The organism is Bradyrhizobium sp. STM 3566 (genome assembly GCF_045571445.1).
Taxonomy (GTDB): domain Bacteria; phylum Pseudomonadota; class Alphaproteobacteria; order Rhizobiales; family Xanthobacteraceae; genus Bradyrhizobium; species Bradyrhizobium vignae.
The window spans coordinates 352,055-368,261 of the sequence record NZ_CP120692.1 but is presented as its reverse complement, the minus strand read 5'-3'; the positions used below and the strand labels follow the sequence as shown (position 1 = coordinate 368,261).

At 65.3% G+C, this 16,207-nt stretch carries 16 protein-coding genes; 9 read left to right on the top strand and 7 right to left on the bottom strand.

Features of this window, described 5'->3' with window-relative positions:
- The first annotated feature begins 67 nt into the window (after positions 1-67).
- Positions 68-859, top strand: coding sequence for a Bax inhibitor-1/YccA family protein (locus P6U27_RS01760; RefSeq protein WP_025575992.1), 792 nt, complete (start codon positions 68-70; stop codon positions 857-859).
- 258 nt (positions 860-1,117) lie between these two features.
- A complete protein-coding gene (locus tag P6U27_RS01755; RefSeq protein WP_122400398.1) occupies positions 1,118-1,648 on the top strand; it encodes a GNAT family N-acetyltransferase in 531 nt (176 codons plus the stop codon).
- Positions 1,649-1,794: 146 nt separating this feature from the next.
- Here the strand turns inward: P6U27_RS01755 and P6U27_RS01750 are convergent, their stop codons facing one another.
- The 3 genes from P6U27_RS01750 to acnA form a co-directional block, all read right to left on the bottom strand.
- Positions 1,795-2,163 (bottom strand): DUF2794 domain-containing protein, encoded by a 369-nt coding sequence (locus P6U27_RS01750; RefSeq protein ID WP_122400397.1) that lies wholly within the window; start codon positions 2,161-2,163, stop codon positions 1,795-1,797.
- A gap of 595 nt (positions 2,164-2,758) precedes the next feature.
- Positions 2,759-3,535 carry a thioredoxin family protein gene (locus tag P6U27_RS01745; RefSeq protein WP_122400395.1) on the bottom strand — a complete coding sequence of 259 codons (777 nt, stop codon included), beginning with the start codon at positions 3,533-3,535 and terminating at the stop codon, positions 2,759-2,761.
- A gap of 228 nt (positions 3,536-3,763) precedes the next feature.
- Positions 3,764-6,484: an aconitate hydratase AcnA gene (gene acnA, locus P6U27_RS01740; protein ID WP_122400394.1), complete on the bottom strand. Its 2,721-nt coding sequence runs from the start codon at positions 6,482-6,484 to the stop codon at positions 3,764-3,766.
- Between the two features lie 241 nt (positions 6,485-6,725).
- Between acnA and ccmA the strand changes: the two genes are divergently transcribed.
- The 5 genes from ccmA to P6U27_RS01715 all read left to right on the top strand — a co-directional run bounded on the left by ccmA (position 6,726) and on the right by P6U27_RS01715 (position 9,890).
- Positions 6,726-7,328, top strand: coding sequence for a heme ABC exporter ATP-binding protein CcmA (gene ccmA, locus P6U27_RS01735; RefSeq protein WP_122406322.1), 603 nt, complete (start codon positions 6,726-6,728; stop codon positions 7,326-7,328).
- Positions 7,329-7,587: 259 nt separating this feature from the next.
- Positions 7,588-8,256 (top strand): heme exporter protein CcmB, encoded by a 669-nt coding sequence (gene ccmB / locus P6U27_RS01730; protein ID WP_129145078.1) that lies wholly within the window; start codon positions 7,588-7,590, stop codon positions 8,254-8,256.
- A gap of 76 nt (positions 8,257-8,332) precedes the next feature.
- Complete coding sequence (locus P6U27_RS01725; protein ID WP_122400392.1) at positions 8,333-9,118, top strand: heme ABC transporter permease; 786 nt, start codon at positions 8,333-8,335, stop codon at positions 9,116-9,118.
- Positions 9,115-9,300: a heme exporter protein CcmD gene (gene ccmD / locus P6U27_RS01720; RefSeq protein ID WP_122400391.1), complete on the top strand. Its 186-nt coding sequence runs from the start codon at positions 9,115-9,117 to the stop codon at positions 9,298-9,300. The genes P6U27_RS01725 and ccmD overlap by 4 nt, the downstream gene beginning before the upstream one ends.
- Positions 9,297-9,890 (top strand): DsbE family thiol:disulfide interchange protein, encoded by a 594-nt coding sequence (locus P6U27_RS01715; RefSeq protein WP_122400390.1) that lies wholly within the window; start codon positions 9,297-9,299, stop codon positions 9,888-9,890. The genes ccmD and P6U27_RS01715 overlap by 4 nt, the downstream gene beginning before the upstream one ends.
- A gap of 144 nt (positions 9,891-10,034) precedes the next feature.
- Here P6U27_RS01715 and P6U27_RS01710 read toward each other — a convergent pair whose 3' ends face one another.
- The gene (locus tag P6U27_RS01710; protein ID WP_122400389.1) at positions 10,035-10,637 is read right to left on the bottom strand and encodes a septation protein A; all 603 of its coding nucleotides are present in this window, start codon (positions 10,635-10,637) and stop codon (positions 10,035-10,037) included.
- A 122-nt stretch (positions 10,638-10,759) separates the two neighbouring features.
- Complete coding sequence (ftsY, locus tag P6U27_RS01705; RefSeq protein ID WP_407193590.1) at positions 10,760-11,704, bottom strand: signal recognition particle-docking protein FtsY; 945 nt, start codon at positions 11,702-11,704, stop codon at positions 10,760-10,762.
- A gap of 58 nt (positions 11,705-11,762) precedes the next feature.
- On the opposite strand from ftsY, the gene P6U27_RS01700 reads away from it, so the two are divergent.
- Together P6U27_RS01700 and P6U27_RS01695 are read left to right on the top strand one after the other, a co-directional pair.
- Positions 11,763-12,464 carry an RluA family pseudouridine synthase gene (locus tag P6U27_RS01700; protein WP_162500533.1) on the top strand — a complete coding sequence of 234 codons (702 nt, stop codon included), beginning with the start codon at positions 11,763-11,765 and terminating at the stop codon, positions 12,462-12,464.
- Positions 12,465-12,682: 218 nt separating this feature from the next.
- Entirely contained in the window at positions 12,683-13,792 is a 1,110-nt protein-coding gene (locus P6U27_RS01695) for a DUF2336 domain-containing protein (RefSeq protein ID WP_122400387.1), read from the top strand.
- Between the two features lie 136 nt (positions 13,793-13,928).
- On the opposite strand, the gene mtaB is transcribed toward P6U27_RS01695, so the two are convergent.
- Positions 13,929-15,182 carry a tRNA (N(6)-L-threonylcarbamoyladenosine(37)-C(2))-methylthiotransferase MtaB gene (gene mtaB / locus P6U27_RS01690; protein ID WP_122400386.1) on the bottom strand — a complete coding sequence of 418 codons (1,254 nt, stop codon included), beginning with the start codon at positions 15,180-15,182 and terminating at the stop codon, positions 13,929-13,931.
- Positions 15,182-16,057 (bottom strand): diaminopimelate epimerase, encoded by an 876-nt coding sequence (dapF, locus tag P6U27_RS01685; protein ID WP_122400385.1) that lies wholly within the window; start codon positions 16,055-16,057, stop codon positions 15,182-15,184. The genes mtaB and dapF overlap by 1 nt, the downstream gene beginning before the upstream one ends.
- Positions 16,058-16,207: the final 150 nt, after the last annotated feature.

Sequence of the window (16,207 nt, the reverse complement as noted above, 5' to 3'; positions counted from 1 at the left end):
AGAGTTTGACGAACCGGCGGCATGGCGACCCTCGTGCCGGGCCGGACCAACCAACGGGAATTCGACCATGTCGGACCTAGACCGTAACTACGCTTCTCCTTTCGGCAGGGCCGCCGGGCGTGTTGACGCCGCGACGGTCGACGCCGGCCTGCGCGCTTACATGCTGCGCATCTACAACTACATGAGCATCGGCCTCGCCATCACCGGCCTTGCCGCGCTCGGCGTCTACATGGCCGCCGTGACCGACGTTCCGACCCCGGAAGCGGTCCGCGTCGGCAAGCTGTTCCTGACGCCGTTCGGCTACGCGATGTTCGTCAGCCCGCTGAAGTGGCTGTTCATGCTCGCGCCGCTGGCGATGGTGTTCGTCATCTCGGCGGGCATCAACCGCCTCGCCCCCTCGACCGCCCAGATCCTGTTCTGGGTGTTCTCGGCGCTGATGGGAATCTCGCTGTCGTCGATCTTCCTGGTGTTCACCCACACCTCGATCGTGCGGGTGTTCTTCATCACGGCGGCGACCTTCGGTGCGCTCAGCCTCTACGGCTACACCACCAAGCGTGACCTGACCGGGATGGGCTCGTTCCTGTTCATGGGCCTGATCGGCATCATCATCGCGAGCCTGGTGAACCTGTTCCTGGCCAGCTCGATGCTGCAGTTCATCGTCTCGGTGGTCGGCGTGCTGGTGTTCGCGGGCCTCACCGCCTGGGATACCCAGCGGCTGAAGAACGACTACATCTACGGCTACGCCTCGGCCGGCGGTGACATCGCAGAGCGTGCGGCCATCACCGGCGCGCTGTCGCTGTACTTGAACTTCATCAACCTGTTCACGCTGCTGCTGCAGCTCCTCGGCCAGCGCGATTAAGCTCTGGGACGGGAGAAGGACACAAAACCCCGGCCGCGAGGCCGGGGTTTTTGTTTGGGCGTGGCTGCCGCCACATACTCCGTCATTGCGAGGAGCTCGCGACAAAATTGCGTAGCGATTTTGCGCTGATGCGACGAAGCAATTCAGAGTGCCTCCGCGGATGCATTTCTGGATTGCTTTCGCTGCGTTCGCAATGACGGCGGGGAAGCAGCGTTGCCCCCTTCCAGCAGTCGCGGGAAGGCTCTAATCTCAGCCCCCATGTCCGCACCTGAAATCAGGCCCACCACCGAGGCCGACCTTCCTGCCATTACCGCCATCTACCAACAGGCCGTCCGCGAGGGCACCGCGACGTTCGAGCTGGAGCCGCCCGATCTTGCCGAGATGACGCGCCGCTATCGTGCGCTGATCGAGGGCGGCTATCCCTATTTCGTCGCCATGCTGGACGGGCGCGTGGCCGGCTACGCCTATGCCGGCGCCTACCGCCCGCGGCCGGCCTATCGTTTTACGGTGGAGAACTCGATCTATCTCGATCCCTCCTTCCACCGCCGCGGTGTCGGCACTCTGCTGCTGGAACGGCTGATCGCCGAATGCGAGGCGCGCGGCTTCCGCCAGATGATCGCGGTGATCGGCGATTCCGCCAATGCCGGATCGATCGGCGTGCACACCAGGGCCGGCTTCAAGATGATCGGCACGCATCCCAATGTCGGGCTGAAATTCGGCCGCTGGCTGGACACGGTGATGATGCAGCGCGACCTCGGCGAGGGGGCGACGAGCGTGCCGGGGAAGTAGTTCTGCACTGCACAGTCATTCCGGGGTGCGCGTCAGCGCGAACCCGGAAATCCAGAGGTTATGGACAAGCTCGAGATTCTCAGGGCGCGCAACCGCGCGCCGGAGTTCGCGACTTCGTCGCGCCCGGGAATGACGACCAACGGTCGTCACACCACGGCCAGCTTGCGATCGATCACCAGCAGCACGCGCTCGAGTTCGTGGCCGCGGCGCAGGATCAGGCCCGTCGCCGAGATCACGCTGTACATGCCCTGCTTGCGCGCGAGCCGCGGATCCTTCTCGATGCGATAGATCGGGACTTCCGAGGCGCGGCGATAGACCGAGAACACCGCGCGGTCCTTCAGGAAGTCGATGGCGTAGTCGCGCCACTCGCCGTCGGCGACCATGCGGCCATAGAGATTGAGAATACGATGCAGCTCGAGCCGGTTGAACGTCACCCGGTTCGGCTGCGCATTCGCGGCGGAGCGCGCCGCCGCGCGCTGCTCGCTCGGATCGGCATCCTCCGAGATCAGGCTCATGGGAAGCGCCTCCTCATCGCACTGCAATGAACCGCATCCGCGAAAACCGTCACCGGAACCGAGTTCATGACAATCGCATGATCGCGCCAACCGTTCCGCACCGCAAGGGGTTCAACCGATCGAATTGGACGGGGATCGGGACGCACGCACTGGTGGAACTCTGTCGCGGCAAACCGTCACGGGATCGTGCTCAAGAATCTTAGTCTCGCCGCTTTTCCGCCAAGCGCCTGCCGCCCTGCATTGCGAAAAGAATCGCGTGCGTTGACCCGGTCCTTTCGGTTCCGGATTCCTCAGCCCCCAGCCCCCCGGGGTCGAACAGGATCGGGTCTGTACGCACGGCAAGGAGGGCCAACGCAAGTTGGTCCTTTTTGGTTTGTGTCGGGATGTTTCCGGCGCCCACTCTCTCCGAACATCCGCGCGAAGATTCCCTCCCCTCATCCCAAAGGCCGCGATCCCAAGGGCCGCGCTCTTCGCGCGGCGTCTCGAAGGATGCAAGGCCGAGCTGCATCAGCGGGGGCTTTGCATGGTTCGAGACGCGCGCAAGGGTGCGCTCCTCACCATGAGGAGTGGGAGCGAACGTAGCGATAGAAACGAATCAATGCAGCGACGTGTACGCCGCGCCCAGCATCGGGCCCGGCTTCTCACGACTGCCGTCCTGGACGTACACCACCGCGCCGTCGACGCCGTCGCGCGTGAGGTTCTCGATCGGCACCGTCCAGCTTTCCGGACGCCCGGTCCAGTCGCCGACCTTGAGCAGGTTGCGCACCACGTTGTGATAGGTGACCTGCTGTCCGCGATTCTCGCCGCGGGTGATCGCGATCGGCACCGACTTGGCGATCGAGCAGATCCAGACTTCACCGCGCGAGACCGTCGGCTCCTTGCTTGCGTCCACCGAGACGTTGATCTGCTTGCCCGAGAGTGACATCGTCACCGGCACGCTCATCACGCCGGCGCCCTTGTCGGTCTTGCCGATCGCACTCTCGATGCCCGCGCGGTCGCTGCCGATCACATGCGTGGAGCCGTTGACGACGACCTGCGGTGTGTAGACTTCGCGGTCGCCGCGCATGCGCGAATAGGCACGTTGCCGCGCAGAGAAGCGCGAATCCGCCAGCGTGTCCTTCCAGCCGAGATAGTCCCAATAATCGATCGGCATGCTCAGCGCGATGACCGAGGGATCCTTGGAGAGATCGCCGATGATCTGGTCGGCGGGCGGACAGGACGAACAGCCCTGCGAGGTAAATAATTCGACAACGGCGCGGGGATCAGCCTCGGCGGGGCGTATGACGGCGATGATCGCACAGATGCCGAGAGCTCCCGACCAGAGGGCACCAGACCAGCGGGAAATCGGATGAGTAGCCGTCATTGTCGTCATGTCGAACGCCGCACACCATTGCTCGTGAGAGGGAAATCTTATCGCCTGATGGTCACCGTAGTCTTACGGGGCGCGGCACATTCGTCCAGGCAACCGTCCAAGGGAGGTTTTCCGCCGGGCGGGCCCATCTGAAGCGTACCGCAAACGCGTGAAGGCGGCCTTTTGATAGGCCGCCTTCGTCAGGGCTTCTACTCACTTCGCAGTGAGCCATCGTTCACAAATCCGCGCTTACGCCGCGAGCTTGCGCAGCACGTAGTGCAGGATGCCGCCGTTGCGGTAGTAGTCGAGCTCGTCCAGCGTATCGATGCGGCAGAGCAGCGAAACGCGCTGCAACGAACCGTCGCCGGAGACGATCTCCGCGGTCAGCTTCTGACGCGGCCTGAGGTCGCCTTGCAGGCCGCGGATGGTCACCTTCTCGTCGCCCTTGAGGCCGAGCGACTGCCAGGAGGTGCCTTCCTCGAAGGTCAGCGGCAGCACGCCCATGCCGACCAGGTTGGAGCGATGGATACGCTCGAAGCTCTGGCAGATCACGGCGCGAACGCCGAGCAGGCGCGTACCCTTGGCGGCCCAGTCGCGCGAGGAGCCGTTGCCGTATTCGGCGCCGGCGAACACCACCAGCGGCACCTTCTCTTCCTGGTACTTCATCGCGGCGTCGTAGATCGACATCTGCTCGCCGTCGGGCCAGTGCTTGGTCAGACCGCCCTCAGGGATGTTTCCATCCGCGCCCTTGAGCATGAAGTTCTTGATGCGGATGTTGGCGAAGGTGCCGCGCATCATCACTTCGTGGTTGCCGCGACGCGTGCCGTACTGATTGAAATCGGCGGGGCGCACCTGATGCTCGCTGAGATATTTGCCGGCGGGCGAGGTGAGCTTGATCGAACCGGCCGGCGAGATGTGGTCGGTGGTGATCTTGTCGCCGAACATGGCGAGGATGCGCGCCTCGACGATGTCGGTGACCGGCTCCGGCTCCTTCTTCATGCCTTCGAAGTAAGGCGGGTTCTGCACATAGGTCGAAGACATGTTCCAGCGATAGGTCTCGCTCTCGACCGTCTTGATCTTGCGCCAGTTGGTATCGCCCTTGAACACGTCGGCATACTTCTTCTTGAAGATCGACGCGGTCACGAACTTCTTCATGAAGGCGTTGATCTCCTTGGCCGTCGGCCAGATGTCCTTCAGGTACACCGGCTTGCCGTCCTTGCCCTCGCCGAGCGGCTCGGTGGCGAGGTTCTTGGTGACGCTGCCGGCGAGCGCGTGCGCAACGACCAGCGGCGGCGAGGCCAGATAGTTCGCCTGCACGTCCGGCGAGACGCGGCCTTCGAAGTTGCGGTTACCGGAGAGCACGGCAGCGGCGACGATGCCGTTGTCGTTGATCGACTTCGAGATCTCCTCCGGCAGCGGACCGGAATTGCCGATGCAGGTGGTGCAGCCGAAGCCGACCAGGTTGAAGCCGACCTTATCGAGATCCTTCTGGAGGCCGGAATTGGCGAGATACTCGGCCACGACCTGGCTGCCCGGGGCGAGCGAGGTCTTCACCCACGGCTTCGCTTTCAGGCCCTTGGCCGCCGCGTTACGCGCGAGCAGGCCCGCACCGATCAACACGCTGGGATTCGAGGTGTTGGTGCAGGAGGTGATCGCCGCGATCACGACGTCGCCATGGCCGAGATCGAAGTCCTTGCCTTCGACCGGGAAACGCTTCGCCGGCTCCTCGGCCTTCTTGTACTCGCTGGCGAGCGCGAGCGAGAAGCCTTCGGCGACCGAAGGCAGCGCGATGCGGCCTTCGGGACGCTTCGGGCCGGCCATCGACGGCACGACGTCGCCGAGGTCCAGTGTCAGCAACTCCGTGAACACCGGATCGGGCGACTTGGCGGTGCGGAACAGGCCCTGCGCCTTGGCATAGGCCTGCACCAGCGCGACGCGGGCCGAGGCACGGCCGGAGGTCTTGAGGTAGTCGAGCGCGGCGGCGTCGACCGGGAAGAAGCCGCAGGTCGCGCCGTATTCGGGCGCCATGTTGGCGATGGTCGCCTTGTCGGCGACCGAGAGGTGGTCGAGGCCGGGGCCGAAGAACTCGACGAACTTGCCGACCACGCCGAGCTTGCGCAGCATCTGCGTCACGGTCAGCACCAGATCGGTCGCAGTGACGCCTTCCTTCAGCGCGCCCTTCAGCTTGAAGCCGACGACGTTGGGCAGCAGCATCGACAGCGGCTGGCCGAGCATGCAGGCTTCCGCCTCGATGCCGCCGACGCCCCAGCCGAGCACGGCGAGACCGTTGACCATGGTGGTGTGGGAGTCGGTGCCGACCAGCGAATCGGGATAGGCGACCTCGAAGGTGCCGGTCTTCTTGCCGACCGTCATCTTCTCCTTCTTGGTCCAGACCGTCTGGGCCAGATATTCGAGGTTGACCTGGTGGCAGATGCCGGTGCCGGGCGGCACCACGGAGAAGTTCGAGAACGCCTTCTGACCCCACTTCAGGAACTCGTAGCGCTCCTGGTTCTGCTTGTATTCCTCGACGACGTTCTTGCCGAAGGCCTTGTTGTCACCGAAGAAGTTCACGATCACGGAGTGGTCGATGACGAGGTCGACCGGCACCAGCGGATTGATCTTCTCAGGCTCGCCGCCGAGCTTCTGCATCGCGTTGCGCATCGCGGCGAGGTCGACCACCGCGGGCACGCCGGTGAAGTCCTGCATCAGGACGCGCGCCGGGCGGAAGGCGATCTCATGCTCCAGCGACTTCTTGCGCAGCCATTTCGACACCGCGACGATGTCTTCCTTCTTGACCGAGCGGCCGTCCTCGTTGCGCAGCAGATTCTCGAGCAGGACCTTCATCGAATAGGGAAGCTTCGAAATTCCCTTCAGACCATTCTTCTCGGCTGTGGGCAGGCTGTAATAGACATAGGTCTTGGCGCCGACCTTGAGGGTCTTTTTGCATTTGAAGCTGTCGAGCGAGGTCATGTAGGAGATCCCAATTGTTAGTTATACCCGGCAGGGTATTTTAACACCGTCAGCGTATCAGGCTGGGCCGCTTGCAGGGGCAGGTTGAGTTGCTGCATCAACTAGTTCCGGGCTTATAGAAGCTTTCTAACCGCACCGCCACAGCCACAATCGTGCCGCAGCAACCGCTGAGCCAAAAATTCCCATGCGCTACCCCAAGATTTCCTGAGGCCTGGCTGTGAGCTGGTTGAAGCGAGGCGAGATGCGGCTGGCAGGTCATGGGCTCAGATGCGTGCGGGGCGGGCGCGAGGTGTTCGCCGGCCTCGATTTCGCGGCCGTCTCGGGCGAAGCCCTGGCGGTGATGGGTCGCAACGGATCGGGCAAGACCTCGCTGCTGCGGCTGATCGCGGGCCTGCTGGTTCCCGCCGGCGGGACGATCGCGCTGGACGGAGGCGACGGCGAGCTGACCTTGGCGGAGCAGTGCCACTATCTCGGCCATCGCGATGCCCTGAAGCCGGCGCTGAGCGTTGAGGAAAATCTGGCATTTTGGGCTGATTTTCTCGGCGGCGAGCGTTTTGAGGCGGCCGAGAGCCTCGCCAAAGTCGGCCTCGACCATGCCACCCATTTGCCCGCAGCCTTCCTCTCAGCCGGCCAGCGCCGCAGGCTCTCGCTGGCCCGGCTGCTGACCGTGCGCCGCCCGGTCTGGCTCCTGGACGAGCCGACCACGGCGCTGGATGTGGCCGGCCAGGACATGTTCGGCGGCCTGATGCGTGAGCACCTGTCGCGCGGCGGCATGATCGTCGCCGCCACCCACGCGCCGCTCGGGATCGAATCGCGCGAGCTGCGGATCGGGGATACGGCGTGATTCCGATGCACCCTCAGCTTTCCAAGCGGCCTGGCGCCGCCCTCTCCGCTCCCTCGCCGCTCCCGCTTGCGGGAGAGGCCGGCATAGGCGGCCCTTGGCCGCCGTCCCTCAAAAACGCCGATGCTTTGCATCGGCTATGGCCCCGGATGAGGGCTCTCTCCTCTGGGGGAATCTTCGTTGTCGAGAAACCCTCTCCCCGGCCCTCCCCCGCACGCGGGGGAGGGAGCGCACCGCCCCTGGGGCACAATGGGAGCACCCCATGACCGCCCTGTCCGCCCTGATCCTCCGGGACATCAGGATCGCGCTTCGCGTCGGCGGCGGGGCGCTGATCGGGGTGCTGTTCTTCCTGACCGTGGTGGTGCTGATGCCGTTCGCGGTGGGGCCGGATCTGGCGCTGCTGTCGCGGCTGGGACCGGCGATCCTGTGGCTCGGCGCGCTCCTGGCGAGCCTGCTGACCCTGGACCGGCTGTTCATGGCCGACCACGAGGACGGCTCGCTCGACCTGATCACGATGGGCCGGATGCCGTTGGAGCTCGCCTGCGCCGCCAAGGCGCTGGCGCATTGGCTGGCCGCCGGCCTGCCGCTGATCGTCGCAACCCCGCTGCTCGGCCTTTTGCTCAACCTCGACATGGTCGCGACCGGTGCGGTGGCGCTGACGCTGCTTGCGGGAACCCCGGCCCTGACCTTCACTGGCATGATCGGTGCGGCGCTGGCGGTGACGCTGCACCGTGGCGGATTGCTGATGGCCGTTCTCGTGCTGCCGTTGTCGATTCCCGTGCTGATCTTCGGGGTCGCGGCCTCGCAGGCGGTGATCGTCGGCCCGATGACCTTCGGCGCGCCGTTCTCGATTCTATGCGCCCTCTCGCTGGTCAGCTTCGTGATCGGCCCGTTCGCGGCGGCGGCGAGCCTGCGGCATGGACTGGACTGACCTTGACCCCGATCAACTTTCGCGACGGACTTTCGTGCTGATTGCCTGAGCGGCCCCCGGTGACTATCACGATACCATGACGCTGATCGACCTCGCCAACCCCACCCGGTTCCTCGCGCTGACGGCGCGGGTGTTGCCGTGGCTCGCGGCTGCGACCGTCATCCTGCTCGCCATCGGCCTCTATCAATCCGCATACGCGCCGGACGACTATCAGCAGGGCGCGACCGTCAAGATCATGTTCATCCACGTGCCCAATGCCTGGCTGTCGATGTTCGTCTGGGGCGTGATGAGCATTGCCTCGCTAGGCACGCTGGTGTGGCGGCATCCGCTCGCCGACGTCGCCGCGAAAGCGGCTGCTCCGATCGGCGCCAGCTTCACTTTCCTCGCTCTGCTCACCGGCTCGCTGTGGGGCCGGCCGATGTGGGGCACCTATTGGGAATGGGATGCGCGGCTGACCTCCGTTCTGATCCTGTTCCTGATGTATCTCGGCCTGATGGCGCTGTGGCGTGCGGTCGACGATCCCTCGCGTGCGGCGCGCGCCGCCGCGGTGCTGACGCTGGTCGGCGCGATCAACCTGCCCATCATCAAGTTCTCGGTCGACTGGTGGAACACGCTGCACCAGCCGGCCTCGGTGATGCGCATGGGCGGCTCGACGCTCGACAAATCCTTCCTGATCCCGCTGCTCGTGATGGCGATCGCCTTCACGCTGCTGTTCGTCACGCTGCATTTGGCGGCAATGCGCAACGAGATCCTGCGCCGCCGCGTCCGCTCGCTGCAGATGATGCAGGCGAGCCGCGTCGCGTTCTCGAGCGAGTTGGGCACCGGCTCACATCAAGAAAACGCGTCAAAAGGGGCGGCGTGATCATGTCGCTCGGTCCTTACGCGTCCTTCATTGTGGCGTCTTACGCGGCTGCCGCACTCGTGATCGTGATCCTCATCGGGTGGGTCATGCTCGATTATCGCAGCCAGACGCAGCGCTTGCGCGAGCTGGAGGAGCGCGGCATCACCCGCCGCTCAGGCCGCAGCGCGACGGAGCGGCGATGAGCGACCGGTCGAGCTCCGCGTCGCCGCAGCGGCGCACCTTTCTGATGGCACTGCCGCTGATTGCCTTCCTCGGCCTCGCGCTGCTGTTCTGGTTCCGGCTCGGCAGCGGCGATCCTTCGCGAATTCCTTCGGCGCTGATCGGCCGGCCGGCGCCGCAGACGATGCTGCCGCCGCTCGAGGGCTTGCAGGCCGACAATGCGCCGGTGCCGGGGCTCGATCCCGCCGCCTTCAAGGGCAGGGTCACCCTGGTCAATGTCTGGGCGTCCTGGTGCGTGCCGTGCCATGACGAGGCGCCGCTCCTGACCGAGCTCGCCAAGGACAAGCGCTTCCAACTGGTCGGCATCAACTACAAGGACGCCTCCGACAACGCGCGGCGCTTCCTCGGCCGCTACGGCAACCCGTTCGGCCGCGTCGGCGTCGATGCCAACGGCCGCGCCTCGATCGAATGGGGCGTCTATGGCGTGCCAGAAACGTTCGTCGTCAGCCGCGAGGGCACCATCGCCTACAAGCTGGTCGGCCCGATCACGCCGGACAATTTGCGGACGGTGTTGATGCCGCAGCTGGAGAAGGCGTTGAAGGCGGGGAGCTGATCGCCGCGCTCGCGCCGCATACTCAACTGTGATCGCCCGAGTTGATCGGGCGATCCGGTATTCCAGAGACGCCAATCGGATAAGCGTACTGGATGCCCCGCTCAAGCCGGGGCATGACAGCGATATGTGGAGCGACGCTTCGCCCTACCCCTTCCTGACATCCCCCGCTTCCGCCTCGCTTGCTTCCAGCGATGCCGGCGCGATCCCGTAGCGCTTGGTCAGCGGCATCTGGGCGATGGCGAAGATCATGGTCAGCGTGGTCACGCCAAACACCTTGAAGTTCACCCAGAAATCCGTGCTCTGGGTGCGCCAGATGATCTCGTTCAGCACGGCCAGGCCGGCGAAGAACAGCGCCCAGCGCAGCGTGAGGATACGCCAGCCCTGCGGCGTCAGGTTGAACATCTGGTCGAACATCACGGCGATGAAGGAGCGGCCGAACAGCAGGCCGCCGCCGAGGATCACGGCGAACAGGCCGTAGATGATGGTCGGCTTGACCTTGATGAAGGTCTCGTCGTGCAGCACCAGCGTCAGCGTGCCGAACACCAGCACGATCACGCCGGTCACGATCGCCATGATCGGGATGTGGCGCGTCACCACGTAGGAGGCGGCCATCGCCGCCACGATCGCAACCATGAAAGCGCCGGTCGCGGCGAACAGATTGAACTTCGCATTGACGAAGAAGAACACGAGCAGCGGACCGAGCTCGGTCGCAAGCTTGAACAGCGGATGCGGCTGGGTCTTGTCCATTCTCTCTTCCGTCTCTCCCATCCTTCGAGACGACCGCTTCGCGGTCTCCTCAGGATGAGGACCTCTTATGTGGCACGATCTCATCCTGAGGAGCCGCGCAAGCGGCGTCTCGAAGGATGAGGCTATTCGATTCCGGCGATGGCGCGGGCGAAGTCGCGCGCGGTGAACGGCGCGAGATCGTCGACGCCCTCGCCGACGCCGATGAAGTGCACCGGCAGCTTGAACTTCTCGGCGAGCGCCACCAGGATGCCGCCGCGCGCCGTGCCGTCGAGCTTGGTCATCACGAGGCCGGTGACCCCGGCGGTGCGATGGAAGGCCTCGACCTGCGACAGCGCGTTCTGGCCGACGGTGGCATCTAACACCAGCAGCACCGCATGCGGCGCGGTATCATCGACCTTGCGGATGACACGCACGACCTTCTCAAGCTCGTTCATCAGCTCGGCCTTGTTCTGCAGGCGGCCGGCGGTGTCGATCAGGAGCACGTCGGTGTTCTGCTCCTTCGCCGCGGTCAGCGCGTTGAAGGCAAGGCTTGCCGAATCCGAGCCTTGCGCGGCCGCGATGACCGGCGTCTTCGTCCGCTCGCCCCAGACCTTGAGCTGCTCGATCGCGGCGGCGCGAAACGTATCGCCGGCGGCCAGCATCACCTTGCGGCCTTCGGATGCGAATTTCTGCGAGAGCTTTCCGATCGTGGTGGTCTTGCCGGAGCCGTTGACGCCGACGACGAGGATGACGAACGGCTTCTTGGCCGTGTCGATCTCGAGCGGTTTTGCGACCGGCGCGAGCACCTTCTCGACCTCGGTCGCAACGACGTCCTTGACCTCGTCCGCCGAGATTGCCTTGTCGTAGCGCCCCGCGCCGACGGCGTCGGCAATGCGCACCGCGACCTGTGTGCCGAGGTCGGCGCGCAGCAGCACGTCCTCGATGTCGTCGAGCATGGCGCGGTCGAGCTTGCGCTTGGTGACGAGGTCGGCGACCGCGGTCCCGAGCGAGGACGAGGTGCGCTTGAGCCCGTTGGACAGGCGGCGCCACCAGCTCAGTTTTGGGGTGTCGGAGGTGGTATCGTTCATGATGGCGTGTTAGCCGTTCCGGCCTGCAAACGAAAGTCTTGACCGAAAGTCGTTGTCCTTGCTCGATGTTCCCGAATTGACATCAGACGAAATCCTGGCGCGCGTGCTTCATCGCGACGGCTTGATGCTGGTGATCGACAAGCCGGCCGGCCTGCCGGTGCATCGCGGCCCCAAGGGCGGGCCGAACCTGGAAGCCTGCTTCGACGCGCTCCGTTTCGGTCTGCCGCGGCCGCCGGTGCTGGCCCACCGGCTGGACAAGGACACCTCGGGGTGCCTCGTGCTCGGCCGCCATCGCAAGGCAACCGCCTCGCTCGGCCTGCTGTTCAAGCACGGCAAGATCGGCAAGACCTACTGGACGGTGGTCGAGGGCGGCCCTGCCGAAGATGAGGGCACGATCGACATGCCGCTCGGCCGGCTCAATGCCGAACGCGGCTGGTGGCAGAAGCCGGATCCGGAAGGGCAGAAGGCGATCACCAATTGGAGGGTGATGGGCCGCGGCGACGGTTTCACCTGGCTCGCCATGGAACCCGTCACCGGCCGGACCCATCAATTGCGGGTGCATTCGGCCGCGACGGGCTGGCCGATCTTCGGCGACAACATTTACGGCAACGGCCCGCGCTTCGGCGAGCCGCGCCTGCATCTGCATTCCCGCGAGATCGTGGTGCCGATCTCCCGGAACAAGGAACCGATCCGCGTGGTGGCGCCGGCCCCGCCTCATATGCATGAGAAGCTCAGGGCCTGCGGCTGGAATGGGGAGTAACCCAACTGCCTGACCCTCATGGTGAGGAGGCCGCGCAGCGGCCGTCTCGAACCATGAAGCCCCGCTGCCAGACCTCGGCCTCCATCCTTCGAGACGCCCGCTTTGCGGGTTCCTCAGGATGAGGATCACCATGGTTTACGAAACGTTCAGTGCTCGCCTCTAATGATCACGGTTGCTTAGAAAAAGCTTCCGTAACCGCTCAGGACGAGCCGCGCGTGATGACCAAGGCCGGGCTATCGATCATCGACGAGGTCGAATCCGCGATTCGGATGGGCTCGCCGGAAAAGGGGCTGGAGACGGCCCGGCGCGTCACCGAGCTGTTCCTGTGCTCCGCCGGCAATTTCGACGACGAGCAGATCGCGCTGTTCGACGACGTGCTCGCGCGCCTGATCGGCACCATCGAGCTGCGCGCCATCGCCGACATGGGCGCGCGCGTGGCGCTGGCCGAGATCAGCGCGCAGCTCGCGCCGATCGCGCAGGCGCCGCCGTCCGTGATCCGCCGGCTCGCCAACAATGACGAGATCCGCATCGCCGGCCCGGTGCTGCAGGAATCCGCGCGCCTCGACGATGGCGAGCTGGTGAAGATCGCATCAAGCAAGGGCGAGCCGCATCTGCTCGCGGTCGCCGGCCGCTGGTGGCTGAAGGAGATCGTTACCGACGCGCTGCTGGCGCGCCGCTATCCCAGCGTCAGCCGGAGGCTCGCGGCCAATCCCGGCGCACGCGTCTCCGGAGGCGGATTTGCCATCATCGTCGGCCAGGCCGAGAGCGATCCGGAGCTCGCGGTCAGCGTCGGCATCCGCGTCGATCTGCCATCGGAGCTGCGGCGCCAATTGCTGCGCTCGGCGACGGATGCCGTGCGCACCCGCCTGTTGTCGCGCGCGCCGCCGCATCTGTTCGAGGAAATCCAGAGCGCGATCGCAGCCGTCACCATCGGCGTCGAGCGCGAGATGTCCGGCGTTCGCGATTTCGAGGGCGCCAAGCGCGCGATTGCGAATCTCAAGGCGACCGGCCAGCTCGATGAGGCGACGCTGTTCGGCTTCGCCGGGCAGCGGCGCTATGAGGAGACGGTGGCGGCCCTGGCGGCGTTGTCCGGATCGACGATCGAGGTGATTCGCCCGCTGATGCAGAGTCTGCGCGAAGACGGTCTGCTGGTGCCGTGCAAGGCCGCGCAGCTCAGCTGGGAGACCACCGTGGCCGTGCTCGAAAGCCGCTTCGCGACAGGTGCGATGAAGCCCGCGGACATCGCCAGGGCGCAGGGACACTATGCGAGAATGACGGCGGAGAACGCCAAGCGCACGCTGCGGTTCTGGCAGGTAAGAGCGCTGTAGGGGGCGCGCTGCTCATCACACACTCGGCCGTCATTGCCCGCGAAGGCGGGCAATCCAGTATTCCAGAGACGGCGGAGATCAAACTGAGAAGCCGCGGCGTACTGGGTCGCCCGGTCGAGCCGGGCGACGACACCGACTATGTGGTGAGCCGCTCGCCATCAACGCCGGCAATCACTCGTGGCACGATGCCCCCCACCCGCTCGCCCGCAATCGCCACCGGCAGATAATGCTCCGTGCGGCCCTGCTCCCCGCTCTCGATCAGCACATCGCGCGTCGCGCCGATCTCGGCTTGCAGCCGCCGCCGCAGCGCCGCTTCGCCTGCGGCCCGCAGCCGTTTCGCACGCGCCTTGATCTTGGGACCCGCCACCTGCGGCATCCGCGCAGCCGGCGTGCCGGGGCGCGGGGAGTAGGGGAAGACGTGCAGGAAGGTGAGGCCGCATTCCTCGACGAGCTCGAGCGAGCGCGAAAACATCTCCTCGGTCTCGGTCGGGAAGCCCGCGATGATGTCGGCGCCGAAGGCAACGTCGGGTCGCAGCCGGCGGACCTGGTCGCAGAACACGATGGCGTCCCGGCGCGAATGCCGTCGCTTCATGCGCTTCAAAATCATATCGTCGCCGGACTGCAGCGACAGGTGCAGATGCGGCATCAGCCGCGAATCGTCGGCGATGGCGTCGAGCAGATCGGCATCCGCCTCGATCGAATCGATCGAGGAGATGCGCAGGCGCTTCAGCTCCGGCACGTGCCTCAGGATCTGCTTGGTCAACATGCCGAGCTTCGGCGCGCCGGGCAGGTCGGTGCCATAGCTGGTGAGATCGACCCCGGTCAGCACGATCTCGGCATGACCGCGCTCGACCAGCGCTCGCACCTGCTCGACCACGGCGCCCATCGGCACCGAGCGCGAATTGCCGCGGCCGAACGGGATGATGCAGAAGGTGCAGCGATGATCGCAGCCGTTCTGCACCTGCACGAACACGCGCGGCAGACCGCTCGCATAGCCGTCGATAAGATGCGGCGCCATCTCCCTCACGGCCATGATGTCGCTGACAGCGATCTTTTCGCTGGCACCAAAGTCGAAGGCGCTGCGCGTCTCCTGCCATGCAGACGATCGCATCTTGTCGTCATTGCCGACGACACGATCGACCTCGGCCATCTCAGCGAACATCTGGCTCTGCGTCTGCGCCGCGCAGCCGGTGACGACGATGCGCGCCTCGGGGCGCTCGCGCTTCAGCTTGCGGATCGACTGGCGCGCCTGCGCCACCGCCTCGTTGGTGACGGCGCAGCTGTTGATGACGATGGTGTCGGAAAGGCCCGCGCCCTCCGCTTTGCTGCGGATCACCTCGGCCTCGAAGGCATTGAGGCGGCAGCCGAAGGTGACGATGTCGACGGCCATCAGGCGACCGGCGCGAACAGCGCCGGATCGAAATGGCCCTCATATTCGAAGGTCGCGGTGCCCGTCATCAGCACGTGGTCGTCGCGCTCCCGCCATTCGATGCCGAGCCTGCCGCCCGGCAATGCGATCTCGACCTTGCGCGCGGCGCGCTTCAGCCGCGCTGCCGCGACGGCGGTGGCGCAAGCCGCCGAACCGCAGGCCCTGGTCAGGCCTGCGCCGCGCTCCCAGGTGCGGATCGTGATGTGCTGGGGATCGACGATCTGGGCGAGCGTGATGTTGGCGCGCTCCGGGAAGATCGGATGGTTTTCCAGGAGCGGACCGAAGCGGCCGAGATCGTAGGCGTTGACGTCGTCGACCCAGAACACCGCATGCGGATTGCCCATGCTCACGACGGAGGGCGAATGCAGGATCGGATTGTCGATCGGCCCGATCTGCAATTCGATGTAGCGGGTGTCGCGAAACTCTTCCGCCAGCGGAATGTCCTGCCAGCCGAATTTTGGCGCGCCCATGTCGACGGTGTAGAGATCGGGCGCCGGCCCCTGCCAGGCATTGAGCAGGCCGGCGGCGGTCTCGAAGGTCGCCGTGGTCTGGCCGGTCTTCTCGAAGATGCGGCGCACGACGCAGCGCATGCCGTTGCCGCAGGCGCCGGCTTCGGAGCCGTCATTGTTGTAGATGCTGATGAAGGCCTCGGTGCCGTCGAGCCGCGGCTTCTGCAGCACCATGAGCTGGTCGTAAGCCACGCCGCCGTTCGCGGACGCCACCGCGCGCGCATCGTCCGGCGTCACCCGGCCTGCGGAATCGCGCATGTCGACAACGACGATCTCGTTGCCGATGCCGTTCATCTTGGCAAATGCGTGGTTGGCCAGCGCGCTCATGAAAGTTCCCGAATTTCGCCTGTCTTATATGGCGATCCTCGGCCGCTTGGCCAGCGATTTGCGGCCGGTGCCGAGACGTCTGCTATGACGCATCTGTCATGGGACGAATTCAGCGCTCGCGTGTTAGAACGGCGCGGTTCGCGCGAACGG

Bases quoted from the DNA above. Each gene is read 5' to 3' on its own strand.
- P6U27_RS01760 (WP_025575992.1), top strand. From the start codon at position 68: ATGTCGGACCTAGACCGTAACTACGCTTCTCCTTTCGGCAGGGCCGCC.
- P6U27_RS01755 (WP_122400398.1), top strand. From the start codon at position 1,118: ATGTCCGCACCTGAAATCAGGCCCACCACCGAGGCCGACCTTCCTGCC.
- P6U27_RS01750 (WP_122400397.1), bottom strand. From the start codon at position 2,163: ATGAGCCTGATCTCGGAGGATGCCGATCCGAGCGAGCAGCGCGCGGCG.
- P6U27_RS01745 (WP_122400395.1), bottom strand. From the start codon at position 3,535: ATGACGACAATGACGGCTACTCATCCGATTTCCCGCTGGTCTGGTGCC.
- acnA (WP_122400394.1), bottom strand. From the start codon at position 6,484: ATGACCTCGCTCGACAGCTTCAAATGCAAAAAGACCCTCAAGGTCGGC.
- ccmA (WP_122406322.1), top strand. From the start codon at position 6,726: ATGCGGCTGGCAGGTCATGGGCTCAGATGCGTGCGGGGCGGGCGCGAG.
- ccmB (WP_129145078.1), top strand. From the start codon at position 7,588: ATGACCGCCCTGTCCGCCCTGATCCTCCGGGACATCAGGATCGCGCTT.
- P6U27_RS01725 (WP_122400392.1), top strand. From the start codon at position 8,333: ATGACGCTGATCGACCTCGCCAACCCCACCCGGTTCCTCGCGCTGACG.
- P6U27_RS01715 (WP_122400390.1), top strand. From the start codon at position 9,297: ATGAGCGACCGGTCGAGCTCCGCGTCGCCGCAGCGGCGCACCTTTCTG.
- P6U27_RS01710 (WP_122400389.1), bottom strand. From the start codon at position 10,637: ATGGACAAGACCCAGCCGCATCCGCTGTTCAAGCTTGCGACCGAGCTC.
- ftsY (WP_407193590.1), bottom strand. From the start codon at position 11,704: ATGAACGATACCACCTCCGACACCCCAAAACTGAGCTGGTGGCGCCGC.
- P6U27_RS01695 (WP_122400387.1), top strand. From the start codon at position 12,683: ATGACCAAGGCCGGGCTATCGATCATCGACGAGGTCGAATCCGCGATT.
- mtaB (WP_122400386.1), bottom strand. From the start codon at position 15,182: ATGGCCGTCGACATCGTCACCTTCGGCTGCCGCCTCAATGCCTTCGAG.
- dapF (WP_122400385.1), bottom strand. From the start codon at position 16,057: ATGAGCGCGCTGGCCAACCACGCATTTGCCAAGATGAACGGCATCGGC.